Origin of the sequence: Pseudomonas sp. C32, from assembly GCF_030417915.1 — a bacterium.
Classification (GTDB): domain Bacteria; phylum Pseudomonadota; class Gammaproteobacteria; order Pseudomonadales; family Pseudomonadaceae; genus Aquipseudomonas.
Genome location: NZ_JAUHUK010000014.1, coordinates 125,759 through 146,185, shown reverse-complemented (window position 1 = coordinate 146,185; position 20,427 = coordinate 125,759). Strand labels below are relative to the sequence as shown.

Here is a 20,427-nt window from a genome sequence, read left to right as displayed (position 1 = left end):
CCTGCTTTTGTTGTTTTTTATGCTCGCGCGCGAGCGATGTCGGATCGTAGCAGTGCAAATTTGCCTTGTACAACCCGGATAAGTGCAGGTTCTCTGTGCATTTTTGCATGGTGATTACGGGCGTTGATTCAGCGTACACCAAGGTCTGATCAGGCAAACGCCGCCAGCAGATCCTCTTCGAACGCCTTCTGCGCATCCCCCGGCACTTGCGCCCGATGGCGGGCCAGATGGAACGCCACATCGAAGCTCATGTCACTGCGCCGCACGGCCCTGAGCAACCCTTTGTCCTCCCATTGGCGGGCGAAGTGGCTGGGCAAGTAACCCACGTGCTTGCCGGAAAGAATGAAGGCGAGGGTGCCTTCGACCTGTTCCGAGCGCGCCGAGCACAGCTTGCCCTGGAACGGTTCGTCACTGCGCAGGAAGCGGTAGGGGTGATCGACCCGGTCGCTGGCCTGCAACGCCTGGTCGTCCGGCGCTTCATTGGTAAACAACGGGTGGCCGGGCGCGCAATAGAGGTGCTGGGTTTCGATGAACAGTTCGCGGTAGTCGAACGCGTTTTGCACCTGCGAGAAGTAGCCGATGGCCAGGTCCAGCCGTTGTTGCAACAGCAGGCGTTCCATTTCCCCGGGCATCGCGCTGATCAACTCGATGCGCACCGACTCGTCCCGTTCACGAAAGCGCCGGATCGCCTCGGCGACCCGTTGCAGCACCGATTGATCAAGCGCTTCGGACAAGCCCAGGCGCACTTCGCCAATCAAGCGCCCGGCCACTCCGTTGGATTGATGACGGAACGCTTCGATGGATTCGAACAACCCGCGCGTGGCGCTGAGCAATTGTTCGCCCTTGGCGGTGACCTGGAATCCGCTTTTGCCTCGGCTGCACAGGCGATAGCCGAGGCGCGTCTCCAGCTTGGCCATTTGCTGGCTGATGCTCGACTGGCTCAGGCCCAGCTCACCCTGGGCGGCGCTGAATCCACCGCACTCCACCACGCGGACAAACAGGCGCAGCAATTGGAGGTCCAGATCGTGGAGTTGGCCGAGCATCACACATTACTCCTGCATAAAGTCAGGTTAACAAACTTGGTATTTGACCAATGTATCGGACGACGCATCCTGCCACCACTTCCTTCTGGTCAGGTGTTCGTCATGGCTCCCATGTTCAAGCTGTGTTTGCCCGCGCTGTTGCTTGCCGTTGCTGCTTCGGTCCAGGCCGAGGACAAGGTTGTGAACCTTTACAGCTGGGCGGATTACGTCGCCCCTGAGACCTTGCAGCGTTTCGAACAGGAGACCGGCATTCACGTGCGTTACGACACGTTCGATGCGCCGGAGGTACTGGAAACCAAACTGCTGACCGGCGGCAGCGGCTACGACGTGGTGGTGCCGTCCTCCAGCGTTCTGGCCCGTGGCCTGGCAGCGGGCGCGCTGAAAGCGATTCCCCACGAAGGCCTGAAGGGCTACGCCAATCTCGATCCCGATCTGCTGGAAAAGATGGCGGCGGTCGATCCCGGCAACAAATACGGCGTGCCCTATACATGGGGCACCCTGGGACTTGGGATGAATGTCGATGAGGTGCGCAAACGCCTGCCGGACGTGCCGCTCAATAGCCTGGATCTGCTGTTCAAACCGGAATACGCCAGCAAGCTGAAGGACTGCGGGATCGCGGTCATTGATTCACCGCAAGAGGTCATCGGCCTGGCGCTGCACTACTTGGGCAAGGATCCCTACAGCACCGACAAAAACGATCTCGACGCTGCCCAGACGTTGTTGCATCAGTTGCAGCCTTCGGTGCTGTACGTCGCCAGCGGCCGGCAGATCAATGATCTGGCCAACGGCAGTCTTTGCCTGGCATTGACCTACAACGGCGACGCCAGCATGGCCGCCGATCAGGCACGCAAGGCCAACAAACCGTACGAGATCGCCTACCGGATTCCCAAGGAAGGCACCATCGTCTGGCAGGACAACCTGGCGATCCCAAAAGATGCGCCGCACCCCGAGGCCGCGCGCCAGTTCATCGAGTTCATGTTGCGCCCCGAGTCCGTCGCGGCGCTGACCAATACGTTGTTCTTTGCCACCGCCAACCAGGCGGCCACGCCGCTGGTGGATGAGGCGGTGCGCACCGACCCGGACATTTACCCACCCGCCGACGTGCGTGACCGGCTGTACGCCGACCGCAGCATGAGCCTCAAGGACATGCGTCAGCGCACTCGCTTGTGGACCACCTTCCGTAGCCGTCAACAGTAAGGATTTTCAATGGACGTCCCTGTGCAGAACGATCAAGCCATCACCCGCGACAGCCTCTACGGCACGGCTGCCGAAAGCACTTACGCCGGCATCACCAGTTTCATGCGTCGTCGCTACAGCCGCGACTTGCGGGGTGTCGATGTGGCAGTCAGCGGTGTGCCGTTCGACACTGCCACCAGCAACCGCCCCGGCGCGCGTTTCGGGCCTCGTGGCATTCGCGCCGCGTCTTCTGCGATTGCCTGGGAGCGCCACTGGCCGTGGACGTTTGACCCGTTCGATCATCTGGCGGTGGTCGACTTTGGCGATTGCGACTTTGACTACGGCTCGCCGCAATCGGTCCCGGAAAGTATCGAGGCCCACGCCGAGCACATCCTCAATGCCGGCAGCGCGATGCTGACCTTTGGTGGCGATCACTTCATCACTTATCCGCTGCTCAAGGCGCATGCGCGCAAGCACGGGGCGTTGTCGTTGATTCACTTTGATGCCCACAGCGACACCTGGCCGGACGAGGACGGCAAGCGCATCGACCACGGCACCATGTTCTGGCATGCGGCCAAGGAAGGGCTGGTTGATCCATCGCGCTCGGTGCAGATCGGTTTGCGCACCACCAACGATGATCATCAGGGCTTTCAGGTGCTGGATGCGCGTCAAGTGCATCGTCGTGGCGTCGATGCGATTGTCGAGGCGATTCGGGCGCGGGTGGGTGACAACCCGGTGTACCTGACATTCGACATCGACTGCCTCGACCCGGCCTTCGCCCCCGGTACCGGAACGCCGGTGTGTGGCGGCTTGAGCACGGCGCAGGCGCTGGACATCCTCGGTGGCCTGCGCGGGATCAATCTGGTCGGCATGGACGTGGTGGAAGTGGCGCCGGCGTATGACAACGCAGAAATCACGTCACTGGCAGCGGCGACGCTGGCGATGGAAATGCTGTGTTTGTATGCGGCAAAACACAAGGTCGAACAGTAGTAAGAAACCCAATGTGGGCACAGTGTGGGCGAAGCTACAATCGACGGCATTTAGACTTCTCGTCATCGCCCAAACGGTCACCCATTTCACTTGAGTGCAGATGAACAGGTGGCTCTCGACCGACTGCTGGGCGAGGAGGAAGTCGACCCCGACGACACGCGCAGCGACCAAGCTACTGCCATCTAGTTCAGCAATCTCAAGTCCGATCCCGGCAAGGCCAGCTTGGACAGCGTATCGGTCGCCATCGCCAGGCTCAAGCGCCTCAACGATATTGGCTTGGCGCCGGCAGTGTTTCAGGACGTTCCCGCCAAATTTATCAACCAATTCCGGCAACGCTGCGTGGCCGAATCGACCCGTATATTGCCAATAGCGAGGGTACTGCTGACACAGGGGGTCAACGTTCGTGAAGTGGTAATACGACTCAAAATCGGGAAGACGACGCTCTACGACGCTTTGCGTGAGTCCGATCGAGAACCCCAGCAAAGCTAAATGTCGTTAAGTTGTAGCTTCGCCCACACTGGGCCCAGTCCCACGGCTAGCAGGCAGAGTGGGAGAAGTGCAATGCCCCCGCCCATGACCGGCATTTTAAGGCCTGATGAAATCAGGTAGACGATAGGTGCGTAGAGTATCCCGCAGGCATATGCGCCCAGTAGCATGATCGAATAGGAGATGGAGAGGCTTCGCAACAACATGGCGCAAGCCAGAAGCAGACCGGGGATGACGAGCAGATACGCAATGCTGGGGACGTAGAATGCAAGTGCTGCGCAGGTAATGCCGAACAGGACAATGGCCACGGGTCGCATCACGGAATTCTTGCCCTGATGGCGGCGGCGAATGCGGCAGCGTTGCGCCCACAGACCGCAGAGTACGAACGAGGCGATGCCCAGCGCATACATCGCGGGTAAGGGGAGTACCAGCAGCTCGCCGCCTGGCAGAGGGAAATAGGTTGCGTCCTCGTCAGCGCTCAGGGACGAGAGGTCGATACCCTGGATAAAGTGGTTGCCCACTTCACGCACTGTCTTTTGGTAGCGAAACAAGGTTTCTGGCGCAAGGTTCTCCACCGTGTCGCTCATGTGGTGGTAGTGTTGAAAGCCCTCCACGACCGCAAAATTCAACCCCGCGATGTTCTTTTTCCTGAAGGCCGTAAAGTCCGTGTCGTTTTGCAGCATCTTGTAAATCAGGGGGGTAAATGAGAAGGATATGATGCCCCGAACCCCTGCGTTCAGGTTCTTGATCAGGGTGTAGTCCTTCTGCGAGGTCTCGAACAATAATGGGATGCCCTGGTTACCCCTGGCTTCGAAGTTCATTACCAGACGGAGGGCTTCACGTTCCGGCCCGCTGAGCTGCGAGACGTAGTGCTCCGCTCCCAGTAGGCCCAGTTCTTCGCCATCGGTGAATAGAAAGACAACGTTGTTTTTGGCATCGCTGCGGGTGATGGTTTCCCGCATCAGCTGGAGTATCGAGGCGACGGCCATGCCATCGTCACTGGCCCCGGGGGCGGTGCCGACGCTGTCGTAATGCGCCATGAACAGGACCGTCGCTGTCGCTCCCTGTACGCGGTGTGAGGCTATCAGGTTGACTCCCTGGCCGCTGTCGCCTTCCAGCAGGCCGGAGCGAATTCGCACTTCCTTTTCAAAACTGTCCGCGCCCACCCGGGCCAGCTCGGCATCGAATGCTTGGCGATGGTGCTCGTTCAGCTCGGCGTAGAGCATTTTCTGCCGGTTCACCATGCTTTCGATGGTAAATCGAAAGGGTTGCTCAACCACCTGGTAACCCATGCCCGCAATCGTTTCCTGCAAGTAATGCCTGACAGCGGCCTGGCGTGGTGACGCGGTGGGGTGGGGTGCAGCGGCGATGACGCCCAGGTTATTGCGTACATTCAGATAGCCGATATCGCGAGCATCGGCGGCTGTCAGGGCGGCGGGTTTCACCATCCCTGTTCCGTGAACACTCGCCAGAGCGACAACGGCCAGCAAACATATACTCAATACCAAACGCTTCACTTGTTTCTTCCTTGGGGGCCTACGCTGCGAGTTTAGATACACGATCGTCTTGCGGGCGTTAATCCGCTTTCACGTCCAGGACGCATTCCATGGCACCGCTCTGCAGCGTGCGCTGTTTTCTGAGAACGACTTCAAGCGCACGGTCAACGGGCAGTACGGGAACGCCGGTGCCGAGAAAGATCGGAATGGTGGTGATGAACAGCTGCTGCAATTCCCCTGCGTCAGCAAAACAGGCTGCCGTATTGCCGCCACCGACCAGCCAGACATTCTTGCCCTTCGCCGCTTGCCTGGCCCTGGCCGCGATGGCTTTGGCATCACCGCGTACGAAGGTGATATCCAGATTGGCTGGGGCTGAAATACTCCGGTTGCTCATGACAAAGGCGGGCACATCCTGATAGGGCCAGTCATCGGGAGCGTTCGACATGATCCAGTCATAGGTCTCCGACCCCATGACCACCGCCCCGACCGTCTGATAAAAATCATCATAGGCCGTTGCGTCATCCCCCAGCGCAAAGTTCTCCAGCCAATCCAATTTGTGTTGTTGAGTGGCAATAAAACCATCCAGGGTGGCGGCTACGTAATAGACCAGCGTCGGCATGTGTTTTCCTTGTAATCATGCAGGCGGGAAATGACCCGTAAATTAAGAACCCCTCTGGAAAGTGACGAGGGGCGATGGTGATCATTTATTTCGGGTAGGCGAAAATAATGCCGTTTCCACTTGGCAGGCGCTTTACCTGTTTGACGATAAAGCCGCTGTTTTCAATGAGGGTTCTGAATTCAACCTCGTTACGCTCCTTGCCACCGGCGATACCGAACAAGCACAGCATGTAAAGATCCATCATTGCGCCCGTGGAATTGGGCTGGTCACTTTCACCCTGGTCAATCACTAGGTCCACTACAACCAGCAGCGCATTGTCCCGCATGCTCCGCCGGCAGGTGGCCAATATGGCCTGGCAGTCTTCGTCGCCCCAGTCCAGGCAGGCTGGGGTCGATAGCCTGCTGTAAGCACAGAACTTTTGGCGTAATGAAGCTTGCACCGTATACCATCTCCTAGGTAAAGGGATAAGCGTTTTTACTTGTCGTGCTGATGCGGCGAAGCAGCGGAGCTTTATGTCTGATGCAGTTTGCAAAGTGTCCTTGATTAAAGGATTCGATTGAATTTTTTGACTTTTAATTTGCGGCGTCATGCGGCCGTTGCAGTGGGATGTATGATTGCCCATTTCAATTGAAAATCAAGTAATAAGTCAGCAGCAGAATATTGCAATGGGCCAGAAATCGGTAGGGTAGGGAGCCAGTCTGTAGGAATGATCTGACAAAGCCAAATATAAAAATAAATTCTGGAAATACGGGGTCTTCTGACAGACACTTTGCCAAATAGTTGGATTTTCAGAGTTTCCCTAAGTCGGAATAAACTATGGAAGAGTAGCCAGACTCGGAGGTTTGTTTTGAGGTGGGACACTAGTAGAAGGTGGATGTTGTTTGATTGGTGGCGGCTGCTCATTTTATTTTGTTTTTATGGGGTGGATTTCGCTACTAATGTTCGTAAAGGATAGCTCTTGATGTATGGATGCTCAATAATGCCTAGCGTTTTTTCTGACGGAAAAGGGAATGGAAATCCAGGTTTTGTGCGTACGTTCAGCCGTATTGCGCCGTATTGCGCCGTATTATGAAGAGAAGTACGGTACCAAACTGAGCCAGGCCCATGACGAATGTCTGCGAATGTTGAGCCGATCGTTGTGCACTTCGAGCCCGGAGCGTGTTCTGGACATCGGTTGTGGTACTGGCGCACTGATCGAACGCATGTTCGTTCAGTGGCCCGATGCGCGTTTCGAGGGCGTCGACCCGGCTCAAGGCATGGTGGACGAGGGCGCCAAACGACGTCCCTTCGCCTCGTTCGTCAATGGCGTTGCCGAAGCCTTGCCATTCCCCTCGCAAAGCATGGATCTGGTGGTGTGCTCGTTGTCGTTTGGCCATTGGGCTGACAAGTCTGCTGGCCTCAATGAGATCCGTCGCGTGCTCAAGCCTCAGGGCCTTTTCTGCCTGGTGGAGAATCAGCCAGCGGGTTGGGGATTGACCACTTTGATCAACTGGCTGCTGAGTACACTGGCAGATTATCGATCAGAGCATGAGGTGATCCAGCTCGCGCAAACGGCCGGGCTGCGGAGCATGGAAACGAGAATCACCGACCAGCACGTCATTATCGCCACTTTCAGCCCCTGCTTTGGAGAGGTGAGTGAACATGGTCGTTAAAAACGAACAGGTCCTTGTCGTGGGGGCGGGCCCGTCGGGTTGGCTGTGGCTGCAGCTCTGGCGGAGTTGGGAATAGCGGTTGATCTCATCGATAAAAGACCAGTTGCCTCCCCCCATTCCCGAGCCTTTGGCTTGGAACCTGTCACCTTGGAGCTGCTCAATGCCTGGGGCGTGGCAGACGAGATGATACGCCGGGGGATCGTCTGGGCAAGCGCGCCGCTGGGTGACAAGGCGGGCAGGACGCTATCGTTTTCCAAACTCCCTTGTGAGTATCCCCACATGGTGATCATCCCGCAGTCTCAGACCGAGTCGGTGTTGACCGATTGGGTCAATCGCGTGGAGGTGAATCTGAGGCGTGGATATGCGCTAAAGGCGCTGGTTGCCGGTGATGCACAGGTTTCCGAGATTGCAAACGGCGTCTATCAGCGAGGATTCGCGCAATAACAGGCTGTCCGCTGGCGAGGGAGTCATCGTCAGGCCGGATGGTGTGGTGATCTGGGTCGGTAAAAAATCGACCTTGGCCAAGGAGCGTTTGGGTGGTTGGCTGCTGGACGATTCTGGTTACGCGCGTCAGAACCTGACCTGGAAAAGCTGACAATCCGCTAAAACGCTTGGAAAACTGAGCGTACGTTAAAGCGGCCTTGCTCTCGAATGGATTGAATTTTTTTGAAGAGAGCCTTTGTTGTGTGTCCACATTCCATTGTGGGGCGCTCATGAAGTTGCACAATCGCATCCGTAAAGTGCCGTTTGTTTGCACAGAACACACACACACGAGCCATGGGCCTTGCCCAGTCCCACGCAGGCAACTTAAGTCGTAACGGCTAAATGATTCAGCGTTGTGATATTCGCACCGGGTACCGGAACAACGGTGTGTGGTGGCTTGAGCACGGCGCAGGCGCTGGAGATCCTCGGGGACCTGCGCGGGATCAATCTGGTAGGGATGGAGGCAAAACACAAGGTCGATCAGTAAGCGATAAACCCTGTAGGAGCGAGCTTGCTCGCGATCACGGTTGTGCATTCAACCTCTCTGTTGATTGGCAGAACCTCATCGCGAGCAAGCTCGCTCCTACAGTTTTGAAGGGTGTCAGGCTACTGGAATCATAGGCAAATCCAGAATGGCCTCACCACTGAATCGCGCCACCGAACCGGCGATGGATTCATGCGGCACGCCTTTAGCCACGTCGCTGACCGCATCCAGCCGCACTACTTGTTCAGCACTCAACTGCACGTCCAGCGCACCTAACGTCGCGTCGAGTTGCTCGCGGGTGCGGGAGCCGAGAATTGGAATCAGGGCCGTTGTCGAACGCTTGGCCTTTTCCCGCAGCCAGGCGATGGCCACGTGGGTCGGGCTGACATCCAGTTCGGCGGCGACGCCCAGCAAGGTGTCGAGCAGGGCGGTTTCGCGGGTTCCTTTTTCGGCATGAATCAGCATGCCGAGTTTGGTCGCACGGTTATCGCCTTCACTGTTGCGGTATTTACCGGTGAGGAAACCACCGCCCAGTGGCGACCACAGCGTAGCGGCCAGGCCCAGGGCTTCGGCCATCGGCAATTGCTCGCGTTCGGCGGTGCGTTCGGCGAGGCTGTATTCAACCTGGATGGCGGCAATCGGCGCGAAGCCGCGAACCTCGGCCAGCAGATCGGCGCGTGCGATGCGCCAGGCCGGGAAGTTCGACAAACCGGCGTAATGAATCTTGCCCGCGCGTACCAGATCGTCGAAGCCGCGCAGGATCTCTTCCATCGGTGTTACGCCGTCACTCATGTGCGCCCAGAACAGATCGATGTGGTCTGTCTTCAGGCGCTTGAGGCTCTCTTCGACGGCGCGAACCATGTTCTTTCGATTATTGCCGGTGTGGGAAATACCCGCTGCCGGTGTCGTCCCGAGGGTGTATTTGGTGGCGATCACCAGGCTATCCCGATCCGCCACGATGAACTCGCTGAGCATGGCTTCCGATTGTCCGCCTTGATAGCCGTTGGCAGTGTCGATGAAGTTACCGCCAGCCTCCCGGTAACCATCAAAAATGCGTTTGGCTTCGTCGCGCTCGGCGCCGTGGCCCCAACCAGTGCCGAAGTTACCGGCGCCCAGCGCCAGTTCGGAAACGCGCAATCCTGTTTTACGGCCGAACACTTTGTAATGCATGGGATGGCTCCAGAAGGATGGGACTTAATTTAGATGCCGGTGACATGAATTAAATATGATGCCGGTAATATTTACCGTCAAGATGCTCCCGACCATTGGCGTTGTCAGTGATAAAAACTAAGCCAGTGGCGAGGGAGGCACAGGGCCTGTCTTGCCTTTTGGGTGTTTCGCAATGGCATACTGCCGCGCATGACTATCGACTCTCCCCTCAGTGCCTGGCAGCAGGCCATCGAACAGAAGGGCTTCGTCCAGGACGAGGCTCAGGAACATGCCGTCTGGGCATTGCAGAAATGCCACGAAGCCTTGCATGCCGGTCACTCGCCGATCACGGGTGTTTACTTGTGGGGGCCGGTCGGGCGGGGCAAGACCTGGCTGATGGACCAGTTCTACCAAAGCTTGCGGGTCCCGGCGCGGCGCCAGCACTTTCACCATTTCATGGGGTGGGTGCACCAGCGTTCATTCCAGTTGACCGGCACCGCCGACCCGCTCAAGGCACTGGCCCGGGAGTTGAGCGAGGAGGTGCGCGTGCTGTGTTTCGACGAGTTGTTCGTCAATGACATCGGCGACGCAATCATTCTCGGGCGTCTGTTTCAGGTCATGTTCGAGCAGGGTGTGGTCGTGGTCTGTACCTCGAACCTGCCGCCGGATCAACTGTACGCCGACGGTTTCAACCGCGACCGGTTCCTGCCCGCAATCACCGCAATCAAGCAGCACATGCAGGTGATCGCCGTGGACGGCGGGGAAGACCACCGGCTGCACCCTGGCGTCGGTTCGCAACGATACTGGGTGGCGGAGCCCGGGCAGGATTGCGCGCTGGATGAGGTGTTCGCCGCACTGACCATCGGCCAATCGGTGTCCAGCGACCCGATCAAGGTCGGTTATCGTTCTCTCAATGTGATCAAGGCCAGCCCGAGCGTGCTCTGGACCCGTTACTCCGATCTTTGCGAGCAGCCTTTCGCCGCCATGGATTTCATGGCCCTGTGTGACACCTACAGCGCAGTCCTGTTGAGCGACGTCCCCAACCTGAGTGCACAAAAGCGCGCAGGACGTATTGCCCGTGGCACTGAGGACGGCGTCGAGCGGGTAGAGGCGGGGGATCGCGAGTTGCCGCAATTGTCGGTGCATGACGACGGTGTGCGACGCTTCATTGCTCTGGTGGACGAATGCTATGACCGCAAGGTGCCGTTGTACCTGGAAGCTCAGGTGCCGATGGCCTCGCTTTACACCGACGGGTATCTGGAGTTTCCGTTCCGTCGCACCCTGAGTCGGCTGCAGGAGATGCAACTGCAACGGTTCGCCGAAGCGTGATCAGGAGGAGGGAAGATGAATCAGCCGCTGTCGCACCATTTGCTGACCACGGCCCGCGAAAATCCGCAACACGACGAGTTTTTCTGTGCCGGTGAGTCGTACCTGCGGGCCGAGGACTTTGCCGAGTTGGGTTGGACCGAAACGCTGATCTGGGGCGTTTGAGCGTCAATTATTTTCAGCACAACTGATTGTCGGCAGCACAGCGCTCGCGCTATGGTCGCCCGGCACCTCGGCGCGACATACGCGGCGGGGGCTACTTTATGTGTGATCGAGGATGGAAATGGATTTCGCAGAAATTCTTGTTCTTCAGGCCAGCTACACCAACCCGGTGCATGCCGAAGCGATTGGTCTGGTATTGAACCACTACGCCGAGGACCCGATGGGCGGCGGCCAATCCCTGCCTGCCAATGTGCTGGAGCAATTACCAGCAGAGCTTGCTCGACGTCCCCACGCCTTCAGTGTGTTGGCGTTTGTCGGTGGCGAACCGGCCGGGTTGGTCAATTGCTTCGAGGGTTTCTCGACCTTTGCCTGCCGGCCATTGGTGAATGTGCACGATGTGGCGGTGGTGAATAAGTTTCGCGGGTTGGGCTTGAGTCAGCGCATGTTGCAAAAGGTCGAGGAAATCGCCCGTCAGCGCGGTTGCTGCAAGCTCACCCTGGAGGTGCTGGAAGGCAACGCCGTGGCGCAAGCGGCTTACGAAAAAGCCGGTTTTGCAGCAGGCATGTTCGACCCGGCCCATGGCCGGATGCTGTTCTGGACCAAGGCGCTTTGAATTAGCGTCTGGCGCCTGTAGGAGCGAGCTTGCTCGCGATGGAGACAAGTCCCCGGTTTTATTTCGGCCTGTAGCTTGCAGTCATATCCGCCGATTACATGAGATGGGAACAAACGCTGATGGCCGCAAAGCCAGTATGAAAAAGGGGCCGGAACCGGCCCCTGAAAGGATTACTGCTGAACCACCGCTGGCGCGACTTTAGGCTTGATCAGGCTGAAGTCGATCAAGGCCCGCTGCTGGCGTTCATAAGGGTTGCCGATCAGCAACGGTCGCGCCTTGAAGCTGTCGCTGACCAGACTCTTGCTGCGATCGAGCTCATCGAAGCTCAGGCCTGCAAGGTCGGCCCAGGTATGAATCAGGTGCGAGCTGCTGTAAGGGCGCGATACATCACCGGCGACGTTCCAATTGTGGTTCTCACGCCATTTTGGCGAGGCCCAGGTCATGAACGGAATGGTGTACATCGGCGCTGTCGGCTTGCTCTCGTTGCGCCCGAGGGTGCTGTGGCCTGCGGAATCGAATACGTCTTCACCGTGGTCCGAGAGGTACAGCAGGAAGCCGTTCGGATCAGTCTTGGCGTAGTCCTTGATCAGGCTGGACACCACGAAGTCGTTGTACAGCACGGCATTGTCGTAGCTGTTGTACGTCGGCACCTGGTCGTCACGTACACCGGCCGGCACGCCATTGCGGTCCTTGAACTTGTCGAAGGACGAAGGGTAGCGGTACTGGTAGCTCATGTGCGTGCCAAGCAGGTGCACAACAATCAACTTGCGCGGCGCGGCATCGGCCAGGGCCTTGTTGAAGGGCTCGATCACGTCGCCATCGTACTGGGCGGCGTTCTGGTTGCGGTTGTTGTTCAGGTACACCTGCTCGTCGGCCTGCTCGGAGAACGTCGTGAGCATGGTGTTGCGCTTGGTCATGGTCTGCTGGTTGGTGATCCAGAAGGTCTTGTACCCGGCCTGTTTCATCATGCTGACCAGCGACGGCGTCGACAGGTAGAGGTCTGGCTTTTCCTCGTCGGCAAAGGTCAGAACCTGCTGCAGCGCTTCAATGGTGTACGGACGCGGCGTGATGACATTGTCGAAAACGTCCAGTTGATCCTTGAGCTTGTCCAGTTCCGGCGTGGTTTGACGCGGATAGCCATACAGGCTCATGCGCTGGCGGTTGGTGGATTCGCCGATCACCAGCACCAGGGTCGCGGGCTGGTTGGCCATCGCATCCTTGAGGTTGTGCAGGGGCGGGATCTTGCTGGCGCTGTCGAGCATGTCCTGCATGTTGGCCAGGGTGTCGAGGTAACGGTGATACGCCACGGCCATCTGCCAAGGCACGGCCGGCTCGATGCGGGTTTCGAATTTCTCGAAACCTTCAGCGAGACTGCCTGTGCGCAGGGTTTGCTTGACCAGTGGGTAGCCGACCACCGCGACTACAATGGCCGTCGCAGCCAACAAGGCCTTGCCGCGTGGCAAGTACACCGGGCGCAAGCGCGTCCACAGGAACCAGGCGAATGCGGTGTGGGCGAGGAACGCGAACACCATCCACCAGGCAAAGTACTGGGTCATGTATTCGCCGGCTTCAGACACGTTCGACTCGAACATGATGAAGATCACGCTCTGGGAGAATTCCTGCTGATAGATGAAGAAATAACCCAGGCTGGCCATCGAGCAGGCCCACAGCACGACCCCGATCACGGCGGCCATGACACGGGTTTTATTGGGGAACAGTAGCATCGGCGCCAGCCAGATGGCGCTCATCACGAACGCCTGGCGGAACCCCGTGAAACCGGAAGTGCCTGTCAGTTGGATCAGTAGCTGGGTGATTCCGGAGAAGTACCAGAAGAATACGAACAACCAGAGTAACCCGGCCCAGTCGAAACCTTTCGCAGTCGTCTTGCTGCGTTTAAACAAAGTCATTCAGCGCTCCAGCCGAGAAAACACTTCCATCGCCGGACGTTAAATATCACTGACGACGAAACGGTGACCATCCGAGCAACGAACAGCCATAAACAGGTAAGTATCGGAAAGCAAATGTGAAAATTGTGTGAGCTGCTTTGAATGGCAGCTCAGAGGCAGGGGGAAAGCAGCGTCGGCTGCTACCAGATCAATCGGGGTGATCAGGCGTGCGGGGCGCGTTGAGTGACGACTGCGGATGGATTTTGAGTGTCTTGCAGCACCAGTCGCAACTGCGCCAGCTCTTGCTTCAATTGATCGCGTTCGTCTTTCAACTGGCGCAGTTCATCACGACGGATTGTGACGTAAAGGGTTTGTGCTGGCAGTGCGGTATGTACTGTGCCCATTGCTCACCTCGCAAATGGCGTGTCTCAACTGTAGAACCGCCTCGATATGAGCGGCAGAACTACTATCGGCGCCAATTTTGATTTCTTTTTCCCCTGAAGGGAACTTTTTTATTTTCAAATGTCGTTGTGTCTTCGGCTTGATTCCCGACGTTATCAGTCTGGATCGGGCACAATGCCCGGAAACTTCATCCCGACGCTCTGGACTAAGCTTCATTAGTCGCGTTGGGCTATACCTTTGACACACATTTATTTGTAGTAGGGAGCATCAGCACATGCAACTCGGGATTATTGGACTGGGCCGCATGGGCGGCAATATTGCGCGGCGCCTGATGCTCAACGGACACACGACCGTTGTTTACGACCGCAATACCGCCTTCATCGAAACCCTGGCCGCCGAGGGCGCAACCGGTGTGGCCGACTTGCCGGCCCTGGTGGCCGGCCTGACCAAGCCGCGAGCGATTTGGGTCATGCTGCCGGCCGGCGCGCCGACCGAAGAGACCATCGACACCCTGAGCACCTTGCTTGAAGCCGGCGACACCATCATCGATGGCGGCAACACGTTCTATAAGGACGACATTCGCCGGGCGAAAACCCTGGCGGAAAAAGGCCTGCACTACATAGACGTCGGTACGTCCGGCGGCGTCTGGGGCCTGGAGCGCGGTTACTGCATGATGATTGGCGGCGACGCCGACACGGTCAATCGTCTGGACCCGCTGTTCGACACCCTGGCCCCGGGCATGGGCGACATTCCGCGAACCAAGGACCGCAAGTCCGATGACGATCGCGCCGAGCGTGGCTACATCCACGCAGGTCCTGCGGGCGCCGGGCATTTCGTGAAGATGATCCACAACGGCATCGAATACGGAATGATGCAGGCCTTCGCCGAAGGTTTCGACATCCTCAAGACCAAAAACAGCGAAAAGTTGCCGCAAGACCAGCGCTTCGACCTGAACGTCGCCGACATCGCCGAAGTCTGGCGTCGTGGCAGCGTGGTGTCGTCGTGGTTGCTCGACCTGACGGCTGACGCCCTGGCCAGTGATTCGAAGCTCGACGGTTTTTCTGGCTCCGTGGCTGACAGCGGTGAAGGTCAATGGACCATCGAAGCGGCGATGGAGCAAGCGGTTCCGGTGCCGGTACTGTCGAACTCGCTGTTCTCGCGCTACCGTTCCCGTGGCCAAGGCAGCTTTGGCGACAAAGTGCTTTCGGCCCAGCGCTTCGGCTTCGGCGGCCATGTGGAGACCCCGAAAAAATGACCCATCCGGTCCGCAGAAAATCCAGGCCTGAACCCGCTCCGGCGACCACACTGTTCCTGTTCGGTGCCCATGGTGATCTGGTCAAGCGCCTGCTGATGCCGGCGCTGTATAACCTGAGTCGTGACGGTTTACTGGGGGATGGACTGCGGATCATCGGCGTTGACCACAACGCCATCAGCGACGAAGGCTTCGCGAAAAAACTCGAAGACTTTATTCGCAATGAAGTGGCCACCAAGACCGGCAAGGGCGATCACGCCCTTGATCCGGCGGTGTGGGCCAAACTCGCCAAAGGCATCAGCTACGTTCAGGGCGACTTCCTGGACGACAGCACCTATCAAGCGCTGGCGGCGAAAATCGCCGACAGCGGAACCGGCAATGCGGTGTTCTACCTGGCCACCGCGCCGCGTTTCTTCAGTGAAGTGGTGCGCCGCCTGGGCAGCGCCGGTTTGCTGGAAGAAACCCCGGAAGCGTTCAGAAGGGTGGTGGTCGAAAAACCGTTCGGCTCCGATTTGCACACGGCTGAAGCCTTGAACGCCTGTTTGCTCAAGGTGATGACGGAAAAACAGATCTACCGAATCGACCACTATCTGGGCAAGGAAACCGTGCAGAACATTCTGGTCAGCCGGTTTTCCAACAGCCTCTTCGAAGCGTTCTGGAATAACCACTACATCGACCACGTGCAGATCACCGCCTCCGAAACCGTCGGTGTGGAAACCCGTGGCAGTTTTTACGAACACACCGGCGCGTTGCGGGACATGGTGCCCAATCACCTGTTTCAGTTGCTGGCGATGGTGGCCATGGAGCCGCCAGCCGCTTTCGGTGCCGACGCGGTGCGCGGCGAGAAAGCCAAGGTGGTGGGTGCGATTCGTCCCTGGTCGGTCGAGGAGGCCAAGGCCAACTCAGTACGTGGGCAATACACGGCCGGTGAACTCGACGGCAAATCATTGCCGGGCTATCGCGAGGAAAACAACGTGGCGCCCGACAGCAATACCGAAACCTATGTAGCCCTCAAGGTCATGATCGATAACTGGCGCTGGGTCGGCGTGCCGTTTTACCTTCGTACGGGTAAACGTATGAGCGTGCGCGACACCGAGATCGTCATCTGTTTCAAACCGGCGCCGTATGCGCAGTTCCGCGACACCGAGGTCGATGAGCTGCAACCAACCTACTTGCGTATTCAGATCCAGCCGAACGAAGGCATGTGGTTCGACCTGCTGGCCAAGCGGCCGGGCCAGGCGCTGAAGATGGACAACATCGAGCTGGGGTTTGCCTATAAAGACTTCTTCGAGATGCAGCCGTCTACCGGTTACGAAACCTTGATCTACGATTGCCTCACCGGCGATCAGACGTTATTCCAGCGTGCCGACAATATCGAGAATGGCTGGCGCGCCGTGCAGCCTTTCCTCGATGCCTGGCAACAGGATGCCAGCGTGCAGAGCTATGCCGCGGGGGAGAACGGCCCACAGGCCGGTGACGAATTGCTGACCCGCGACGGACGCGTCTGGCATCGCCTCGGATAACACGTATCCCCTGTAGGAGCGAGCTTGCTCGCGATGAGGCAATGACAGTCAACGATGATGTTGAATGTGTCGCCGCCATCGCGAGCAAGCTTGCTCCTACAGTTGGCTTAGAGGGGATTACAACCAGTAACTCACCGCATACCAGCCCAACGTACCCATCACCACGGTGTACGGCAGGGCCATCCACACCATCCGCCCGTACGACAGACGCACCAGCGGTGCAATCGCCGAAGTCAGCAAAAACAGAAACGCCGCCTGGCCATTGGGTGTCGCCACGCTCGGCAGGTTGGTGCCGGTGTTGATGGCGATGGCCAATGTCTCGAAATGCTCGCGGGTCATCTCGCCCGCCAGGAACGCGCGTTTCACTTCAGTGATGTAGATGGTCGCCACGAACACATTATCGCTGATGGCCGACAGCAAACCGTTGGCAATAAACAGCATGCCCGGTTGCTGATCTGCCGGCAGTGCCAGTACCCACTGGATCAATGGCGTGAACAACTGCTGATCGTGGATCACCGCTACCACGGCAAAGAACACCACCAACAAGGCGGTGAACGGCATGGCGTCCTTGAACGCGGTGCCCAGGCGGTGCTCGTCGGTAATGCCGGTGAACGCGGTAATCAGCACAATCACCATCAAACCGATCAGGCCCACTTCCGCGAGGTGAAACGCCAGGCAGACAATCAGCAGCAGCGCCGCCAGACCTTGCACAATCAACGCTGCGCGCTGGCGAGTGGTGCGTTCGGCGTTGTCTTCGGCCGCATAGCTGCCCAGCACGCTGCGCACGTTGTCCGGCAGCAATGTGCCATAGCCGAACCAGCGAAGCTTCTCCAGCAGGACGCACGTCACCAGGCCTGCCACCAACACCGGCAGGGAAACCGGTGCGACCTTGGAAAAGAACTCCCCGAAGTGCCAGCCCATTTCATGGCCGATCAACAGGTTCTGGGGTTCGCCCACCAAAGTACACACGCCGCCCAGCGCGGTGCCCACGGCGCCATGCATCAGCAGGCTGCGCAGGAAAGCCCGGAACTGTTCGAGGTCGCCATGATGCAGCGTGGGGAGTTGCTGATCGTCACTGTATTCGCTGTCCTGGCGTGGGTCGTTGCCGGAGGCGACCCGGTGATAGACCGAGTAAAACCCCACGCCTGCGCTGATGATCACGGCCGTCACGGTCAAGGCATCGAGAAACGCCGACAGGAATGCCGACAAGAAGCAGAACATCAGCGCCAGCAACGTCTTGGAGCGAACCCCGAGCAGCAGGCGCGAAAACAGATACAGCAGCAGGTCTTTCATGAAATAAATGCCGGCCACCATGAACATCAGCAGCAGGATCACCGGAAAGTTGTGCAGCAGTTCGTCATACAGGGCCTGGGGCGTTGTCATCTTCAGCAGCAAGGCTTCAATCAGCAACAGTCCGCCGGGCATCAACGGATAGCACTTGAGCGCCATGGCCAGGGTGAAAATGAACTCCAGTACCAGCAGCCATCCGGCCGCGACCGGGCCGACGGTCCACAGGACCAGGGCGTTGAGGATCAGGAAGCCGACAATGCAGGCCTTGTACCAGCGGGGTGAGTTCCCGAGAAAGTTGTGCGCGAACGCCTGGGCCATCGAACCGGACATCGGTTGCTCCTTGTTTAAGAAGCGCGCAAGTTGCCGCAAGCGAGACAGAAGATCAAGCGCAGGCGCAGTGGCTGTGTTTATCCCAGGAAGCGTGTGACGACGGCTTTATAGTTGCCATCGAGAGAATAGCCGGCCACCACGATGTTTCCATCGGCTTGCGCCGCGATCGCCGTGGCTGTGTCCAGGCTACGACCGAGGCGGGTGCGTGTCCAACCGTTGCCATCGCCAAAGTCTGCATCGAGCAAGCCGTCGGGCAGGTATCGAGCGAGGAGGAAATCGGCCTCTATGCCGCCAATCGTTGCGCCGGCGGTCAACACGGAGCCGTCCGGTTGGGCCTGGGCGCATGTCCATTGGCAGCCGCTATGGTCGATTTCCAGGCGTTGGGGTTGGCCAGCGTTGCAATGGTTGTCAGGGCGACCGCTGCTGTGAACTTTAAACGTGAGGCAGCGCATCGGCTCGCGACTGCTGCCAAAGCAAAGGATGTCGCCGTTATCCTGCTGTACCACCTGACTGACTTGCGCGCTGTAGTCTTGCGCCTTGAAAGCCATAAAGCCATCCAGGGAAAAGCTTTCATCCAGACGACCGTCTGCGTGATAACGGGCCAGCAGGCCTTCGTGGGGAAAGTTGATTGAACCGCCGACCAGGATTCGTCCGTCGCGTTGCACCCGTAAACTGCTGAGCCAGGTATTCATCAGCAAGTGCCGGACAATGACGAAACCATGTCCATTGAATGAACTGTCCAGCGAGCCTTCGATGTCGAGTCGTATCAGCAGGCCGACGTGATCGGCCATTTCGAAGTGATGATTGGCCAACAGCAGGATTCGACCGTCTTCTTGCACGGCGACGTCACAAGTTTCTGCGCCAGGCACACCGGGAGGCAGCCAGGTATCGCGCATGCCCAGGGAAAGACCGCCCGGCAAACGCACAACGCGGCGCCCGTTATCACCGAATGGCTGTACCAGGCGCCCCTGTTGATCAATCAATGCCAGGGCCGGAAGCGTGCGATGGGCGTTTTCGTAGTGCAGGCCGGCCAGCAGGATGTTTCCGTCACGCAGTACATGAACCTTGGCGCCCATGGCTTCGTAGCCCGCCTCGAATTGCCCGATGACACTGCCTTGTATGCCGAACGAAAGGTCCGCCGAGCCATCCTTGAGCAACCGGGCAAGTCCGAAATGGCTGCCGTCCGACATTCCGACCTTCGCTGCTACCAGCAAACGGCCTTGCGCATCAATCGCGACCCCATGGGCCATGCTGCAAAGGCTACCGGCGAAATACACTTGGGTTTTGCCGTTGCCGGCAAAGGCTGGATCGAGTTGTCCTGCGTTCTGGAGTGGGGTGGGCAGGGCAAGAGCGGACTGGATTGACATGCACGCATCTCCTTGCGAGTCGTCCTGGCTCCGAAAGTTTTGAGGGGTCGGACTTTGTAAGGAAAACATTCAATCCCTGAATGACGGGATGCACAACTGTCGGCACTAACAGGCGGAGGGTCGTAATGTGCCACAACAATGACTTTGCGAACCAATGGCAAGCCTGCAAAGAATGCCGGTTTACGAAAGTTCAATCAGATAAGTACAAACAGCTAAAAAATCAGCCAGTTAGCGAAAGGGGGCGCGGATTACTCTAGAGTAATCCGCAAAAAGGTTAGTGCGGCATTGACCAGGACTGCAGCGTGTAACCTTCTTCGCTTAATTCGGCGCGGGCCTGTTCCAGCAAGTGCTCCAGTTGCGCAGGGTCGGTATAGGCGCTGCTCGGGATCTGCTTGCGGCCGATGCTGGTGCTGGTGCGGTCGATAACGGTCAGCGTGAGTTCACCGTTACCGTCCTGTGGCGCCCAGGCCACGCACTTGAAAGGTTTAAATGCGCGGTCGGCAATCAAAAGAGCTTCGTTGATACGGAGCGGGGCGTTCATAGGGTCTTCTCTCTGTATGCCCAATCAAGTGATGTGCCGTCGGTTGGGCTGACCGTTCGGCTGGTTACTTGTACTGATGCCCGCAACAGGGGGTTGGGTCACACACAATCAAAAGAAATTTTAACTTTCTTTCATAACTCAAGATTGTGCTTGAGAT

Annotated in this window: 18 protein-coding genes and 3 pseudogenes; 11 read left to right on the top strand and 10 right to left on the bottom strand. The window is 58.1% G+C overall.

Annotated elements, in window-relative coordinates; genetic code table 11:
* Window positions 1-149 precede the first annotated feature (149 nt).
* Entirely contained in the window at window positions 150-1,043 is an 894-nt protein-coding gene (locus QYH43_RS17585) for a LysR family transcriptional regulator (RefSeq protein ID WP_095056081.1), read from the bottom strand.
* A 102-nt stretch (window positions 1,044-1,145) separates the two neighbouring features.
* On the opposite strand from QYH43_RS17585, the gene QYH43_RS17580 reads away from it, so the two are divergent.
* The 3 genes from QYH43_RS17580 to QYH43_RS17570 all read left to right on the top strand — a co-directional run bounded on the left by QYH43_RS17580 (window position 1,146) and on the right by QYH43_RS17570 (window position 3,698).
* Complete coding sequence (locus QYH43_RS17580; RefSeq protein WP_095152736.1) at window positions 1,146-2,240, top strand: polyamine ABC transporter substrate-binding protein; 1,095 nt, start codon at window positions 1,146-1,148, stop codon at window positions 2,238-2,240.
* Window positions 2,241-2,249: 9 nt separating this feature from the next.
* A complete protein-coding gene (speB, locus tag QYH43_RS17575; protein ID WP_301157634.1) occupies window positions 2,250-3,209 on the top strand; it encodes an agmatinase in 960 nt (319 codons plus the stop codon).
* A gap of 222 nt (window positions 3,210-3,431) precedes the next feature.
* On the top strand, window positions 3,432-3,698 hold the full coding sequence (locus QYH43_RS17570) for a hypothetical protein (protein WP_301157632.1): 267 nt from the start codon (window positions 3,432-3,434) through the stop codon (window positions 3,696-3,698).
* On the opposite strand, the gene QYH43_RS17565 is transcribed toward QYH43_RS17570, so the two are convergent.
* From QYH43_RS17565 to QYH43_RS17555, 3 genes are all read right to left on the bottom strand, one after another.
* Entirely contained in the window at window positions 3,695-5,212 is a 1,518-nt protein-coding gene (locus tag QYH43_RS17565; RefSeq protein WP_301157630.1) for a M28 family metallopeptidase, read from the bottom strand. The two genes, QYH43_RS17570 and QYH43_RS17565, sit on opposite strands and share 4 nt — an antisense overlap.
* Window positions 5,213-5,270: 58 nt before the next feature.
* Window positions 5,271-5,810 (bottom strand): dihydrofolate reductase family protein, encoded by a 540-nt coding sequence (locus QYH43_RS17560; RefSeq protein WP_301157628.1) that lies wholly within the window; start codon window positions 5,808-5,810, stop codon window positions 5,271-5,273.
* Window positions 5,811-5,895: 85 nt separating this feature from the next.
* Entirely contained in the window at window positions 5,896-6,399 is a 504-nt protein-coding gene (locus QYH43_RS17555) for a methyltransferase (protein ID WP_301157626.1), read from the bottom strand.
* Window positions 6,400-6,820: 421 nt separating this feature from the next.
* Here QYH43_RS17555 and QYH43_RS17550 point away from each other — a divergent pair, with 421 nt between their 5' ends.
* The 3 genes and pseudogenes from QYH43_RS17550 to QYH43_RS17540 all read left to right on the top strand — a co-directional run.
* On the top strand, window positions 6,821-7,462 hold the full coding sequence (locus QYH43_RS17550) for a class I SAM-dependent methyltransferase (RefSeq protein ID WP_301157625.1): 642 nt from the start codon (window positions 6,821-6,823) through the stop codon (window positions 7,460-7,462).
* A 33-nt stretch (window positions 7,463-7,495) separates the two neighbouring features.
* Window positions 7,496-7,906 (top strand): annotated as a pseudogene (locus QYH43_RS17545) (FAD-dependent monooxygenase); the annotation flags it as partial.
* A 400-nt stretch (window positions 7,907-8,306) separates the two neighbouring features.
* Window positions 8,307-8,405, top strand: a pseudogene (locus QYH43_RS17540) (arginase family protein); the annotation flags it as partial.
* A 141-nt stretch (window positions 8,406-8,546) separates the two neighbouring features.
* Here QYH43_RS17540 and QYH43_RS17535 read toward each other — a convergent pair.
* Complete coding sequence (locus QYH43_RS17535) at window positions 8,547-9,599, bottom strand: aldo/keto reductase (RefSeq protein WP_095056084.1); 1,053 nt, start codon at window positions 9,597-9,599, stop codon at window positions 8,547-8,549.
* A 189-nt stretch (window positions 9,600-9,788) separates the two neighbouring features.
* Here QYH43_RS17535 and zapE point away from each other — a divergent pair, with 189 nt between their 5' ends.
* From zapE to QYH43_RS17520, 3 genes and pseudogenes are all read left to right on the top strand, one after another.
* The gene (gene zapE / locus QYH43_RS17530) at window positions 9,789-10,907 is read left to right on the top strand and encodes a cell division protein ZapE (protein WP_301157622.1); all 1,119 of its coding nucleotides are present in this window, start codon (window positions 9,789-9,791) and stop codon (window positions 10,905-10,907) included.
* A 48-nt stretch (window positions 10,908-10,955) separates the two neighbouring features.
* Window positions 10,956-11,069: pseudogene (locus tag QYH43_RS17525) on the top strand (damage-inducible protein DinB); the annotation flags it as partial.
* A 118-nt stretch (window positions 11,070-11,187) separates the two neighbouring features.
* Window positions 11,188-11,679, top strand: coding sequence for a GNAT family N-acetyltransferase (locus tag QYH43_RS17520; protein WP_095056085.1), 492 nt, complete (start codon window positions 11,188-11,190; stop codon window positions 11,677-11,679).
* A 170-nt stretch (window positions 11,680-11,849) separates the two neighbouring features.
* On the opposite strand, the gene QYH43_RS17515 is transcribed toward QYH43_RS17520, so the two are convergent.
* Together QYH43_RS17515 and QYH43_RS17510 are read right to left on the bottom strand one after the other, a co-directional pair.
* Window positions 11,850-13,586 carry a phosphoethanolamine transferase CptA gene (locus QYH43_RS17515; RefSeq protein WP_095056086.1) on the bottom strand — a complete coding sequence of 579 codons (1,737 nt, stop codon included), beginning with the start codon at window positions 13,584-13,586 and terminating at the stop codon, window positions 11,850-11,852.
* A gap of 200 nt (window positions 13,587-13,786) precedes the next feature.
* A complete protein-coding gene (locus QYH43_RS17510; RefSeq protein WP_095056087.1) occupies window positions 13,787-13,969 on the bottom strand; it encodes a DUF6026 family protein in 183 nt (60 codons plus the stop codon).
* 272 nt (window positions 13,970-14,241) lie between these two features.
* Here QYH43_RS17510 and gnd point away from each other — a divergent pair, with 272 nt between their 5' ends.
* Together gnd and zwf are read left to right on the top strand one after the other, a co-directional pair.
* Window positions 14,242-15,222, top strand: coding sequence for a phosphogluconate dehydrogenase (NAD(+)-dependent, decarboxylating) (gene gnd / locus QYH43_RS17505; protein ID WP_301157619.1), 981 nt, complete (start codon window positions 14,242-14,244; stop codon window positions 15,220-15,222).
* On the top strand, window positions 15,219-16,742 hold the full coding sequence (gene zwf, locus QYH43_RS17500) for a glucose-6-phosphate dehydrogenase (protein WP_301157617.1): 1,524 nt from the start codon (window positions 15,219-15,221) through the stop codon (window positions 16,740-16,742). The genes gnd and zwf overlap by 4 nt, the downstream gene beginning before the upstream one ends.
* Window positions 16,743-16,859: 117 nt before the next feature.
* On the opposite strand, the gene nhaB is transcribed toward zwf, so the two are convergent.
* The 3 genes from nhaB to QYH43_RS17485 all read right to left on the bottom strand — a co-directional run bounded on the left by nhaB (window position 16,860) and on the right by QYH43_RS17485 (window position 20,270).
* Window positions 16,860-18,362 (bottom strand): sodium/proton antiporter NhaB, encoded by a 1,503-nt coding sequence (gene nhaB / locus QYH43_RS17495; protein ID WP_095056090.1) that lies wholly within the window; start codon window positions 18,360-18,362, stop codon window positions 16,860-16,862.
* Window positions 18,363-18,439: 77 nt separating this feature from the next.
* The gene (locus QYH43_RS17490) at window positions 18,440-19,729 is read right to left on the bottom strand and encodes a hypothetical protein (RefSeq protein WP_301157615.1); all 1,290 of its coding nucleotides are present in this window, start codon (window positions 19,727-19,729) and stop codon (window positions 18,440-18,442) included.
* A 274-nt stretch (window positions 19,730-20,003) separates the two neighbouring features.
* Window positions 20,004-20,270, bottom strand: a complete 267-nt coding sequence (locus tag QYH43_RS17485; RefSeq protein ID WP_095056092.1) for a hypothetical protein — start codon at window positions 20,268-20,270, stop codon at window positions 20,004-20,006.
* Window positions 20,271-20,427 lie beyond the last annotated feature (157 nt).

What these genes read in the sequence shown, in the direction of transcription:
- QYH43_RS17515 (WP_095056086.1), bottom strand. Translation starts at nt 13,586, where the DNA reads ATGACTTTGTTTAAACGCAGCAAGACGACTGCGAAAGGTTTCGACTGG.
- QYH43_RS17510 (WP_095056087.1), bottom strand. Translation starts at nt 13,969, where the DNA reads ATGGGCACAGTACATACCGCACTGCCAGCACAAACCCTTTACGTCACA.
- QYH43_RS17580 (WP_095152736.1), top strand. Translation starts at nt 1,146, where the DNA reads ATGGCTCCCATGTTCAAGCTGTGTTTGCCCGCGCTGTTGCTTGCCGTT.
- QYH43_RS17555 (WP_301157626.1), bottom strand. Translation starts at nt 6,399, where the DNA reads ATGACGCCGCAAATTAAAAGTCAAAAAATTCAATCGAATCCTTTAATC.
- speB (WP_301157634.1), top strand. Translation starts at nt 2,250, where the DNA reads ATGGACGTCCCTGTGCAGAACGATCAAGCCATCACCCGCGACAGCCTC.
- QYH43_RS17520 (WP_095056085.1), top strand. Translation starts at nt 11,188, where the DNA reads ATGGATTTCGCAGAAATTCTTGTTCTTCAGGCCAGCTACACCAACCCG.
- QYH43_RS17585 (WP_095056081.1), bottom strand. Translation starts at nt 1,043, where the DNA reads ATGCTCGGCCAACTCCACGATCTGGACCTCCAATTGCTGCGCCTGTTT.
- QYH43_RS17535 (WP_095056084.1), bottom strand. Translation starts at nt 9,599, where the DNA reads ATGCATTACAAAGTGTTCGGCCGTAAAACAGGATTGCGCGTTTCCGAA.
- zwf (WP_301157617.1), top strand. Translation starts at nt 15,219, where the DNA reads ATGACCCATCCGGTCCGCAGAAAATCCAGGCCTGAACCCGCTCCGGCG.
- zapE (WP_301157622.1), top strand. Translation starts at nt 9,789, where the DNA reads ATGACTATCGACTCTCCCCTCAGTGCCTGGCAGCAGGCCATCGAACAG.
- QYH43_RS17485 (WP_095056092.1), bottom strand. Translation starts at nt 20,270, where the DNA reads ATGAACGCCCCGCTCCGTATCAACGAAGCTCTTTTGATTGCCGACCGC.
- QYH43_RS17560 (WP_301157628.1), bottom strand. Translation starts at nt 5,810, where the DNA reads ATGCCGACGCTGGTCTATTACGTAGCCGCCACCCTGGATGGTTTTATT.
- QYH43_RS17550 (WP_301157625.1), top strand. Translation starts at nt 6,821, where the DNA reads ATGGAAATCCAGGTTTTGTGCGTACGTTCAGCCGTATTGCGCCGTATT.
- QYH43_RS17490 (WP_301157615.1), bottom strand. Translation starts at nt 19,729, where the DNA reads ATGTCAATCCAGTCCGCTCTTGCCCTGCCCACCCCACTCCAGAACGCA.
- nhaB (WP_095056090.1), bottom strand. Translation starts at nt 18,362, where the DNA reads ATGTCCGGTTCGATGGCCCAGGCGTTCGCGCACAACTTTCTCGGGAAC.
- gnd (WP_301157619.1), top strand. Translation starts at nt 14,242, where the DNA reads ATGCAACTCGGGATTATTGGACTGGGCCGCATGGGCGGCAATATTGCG.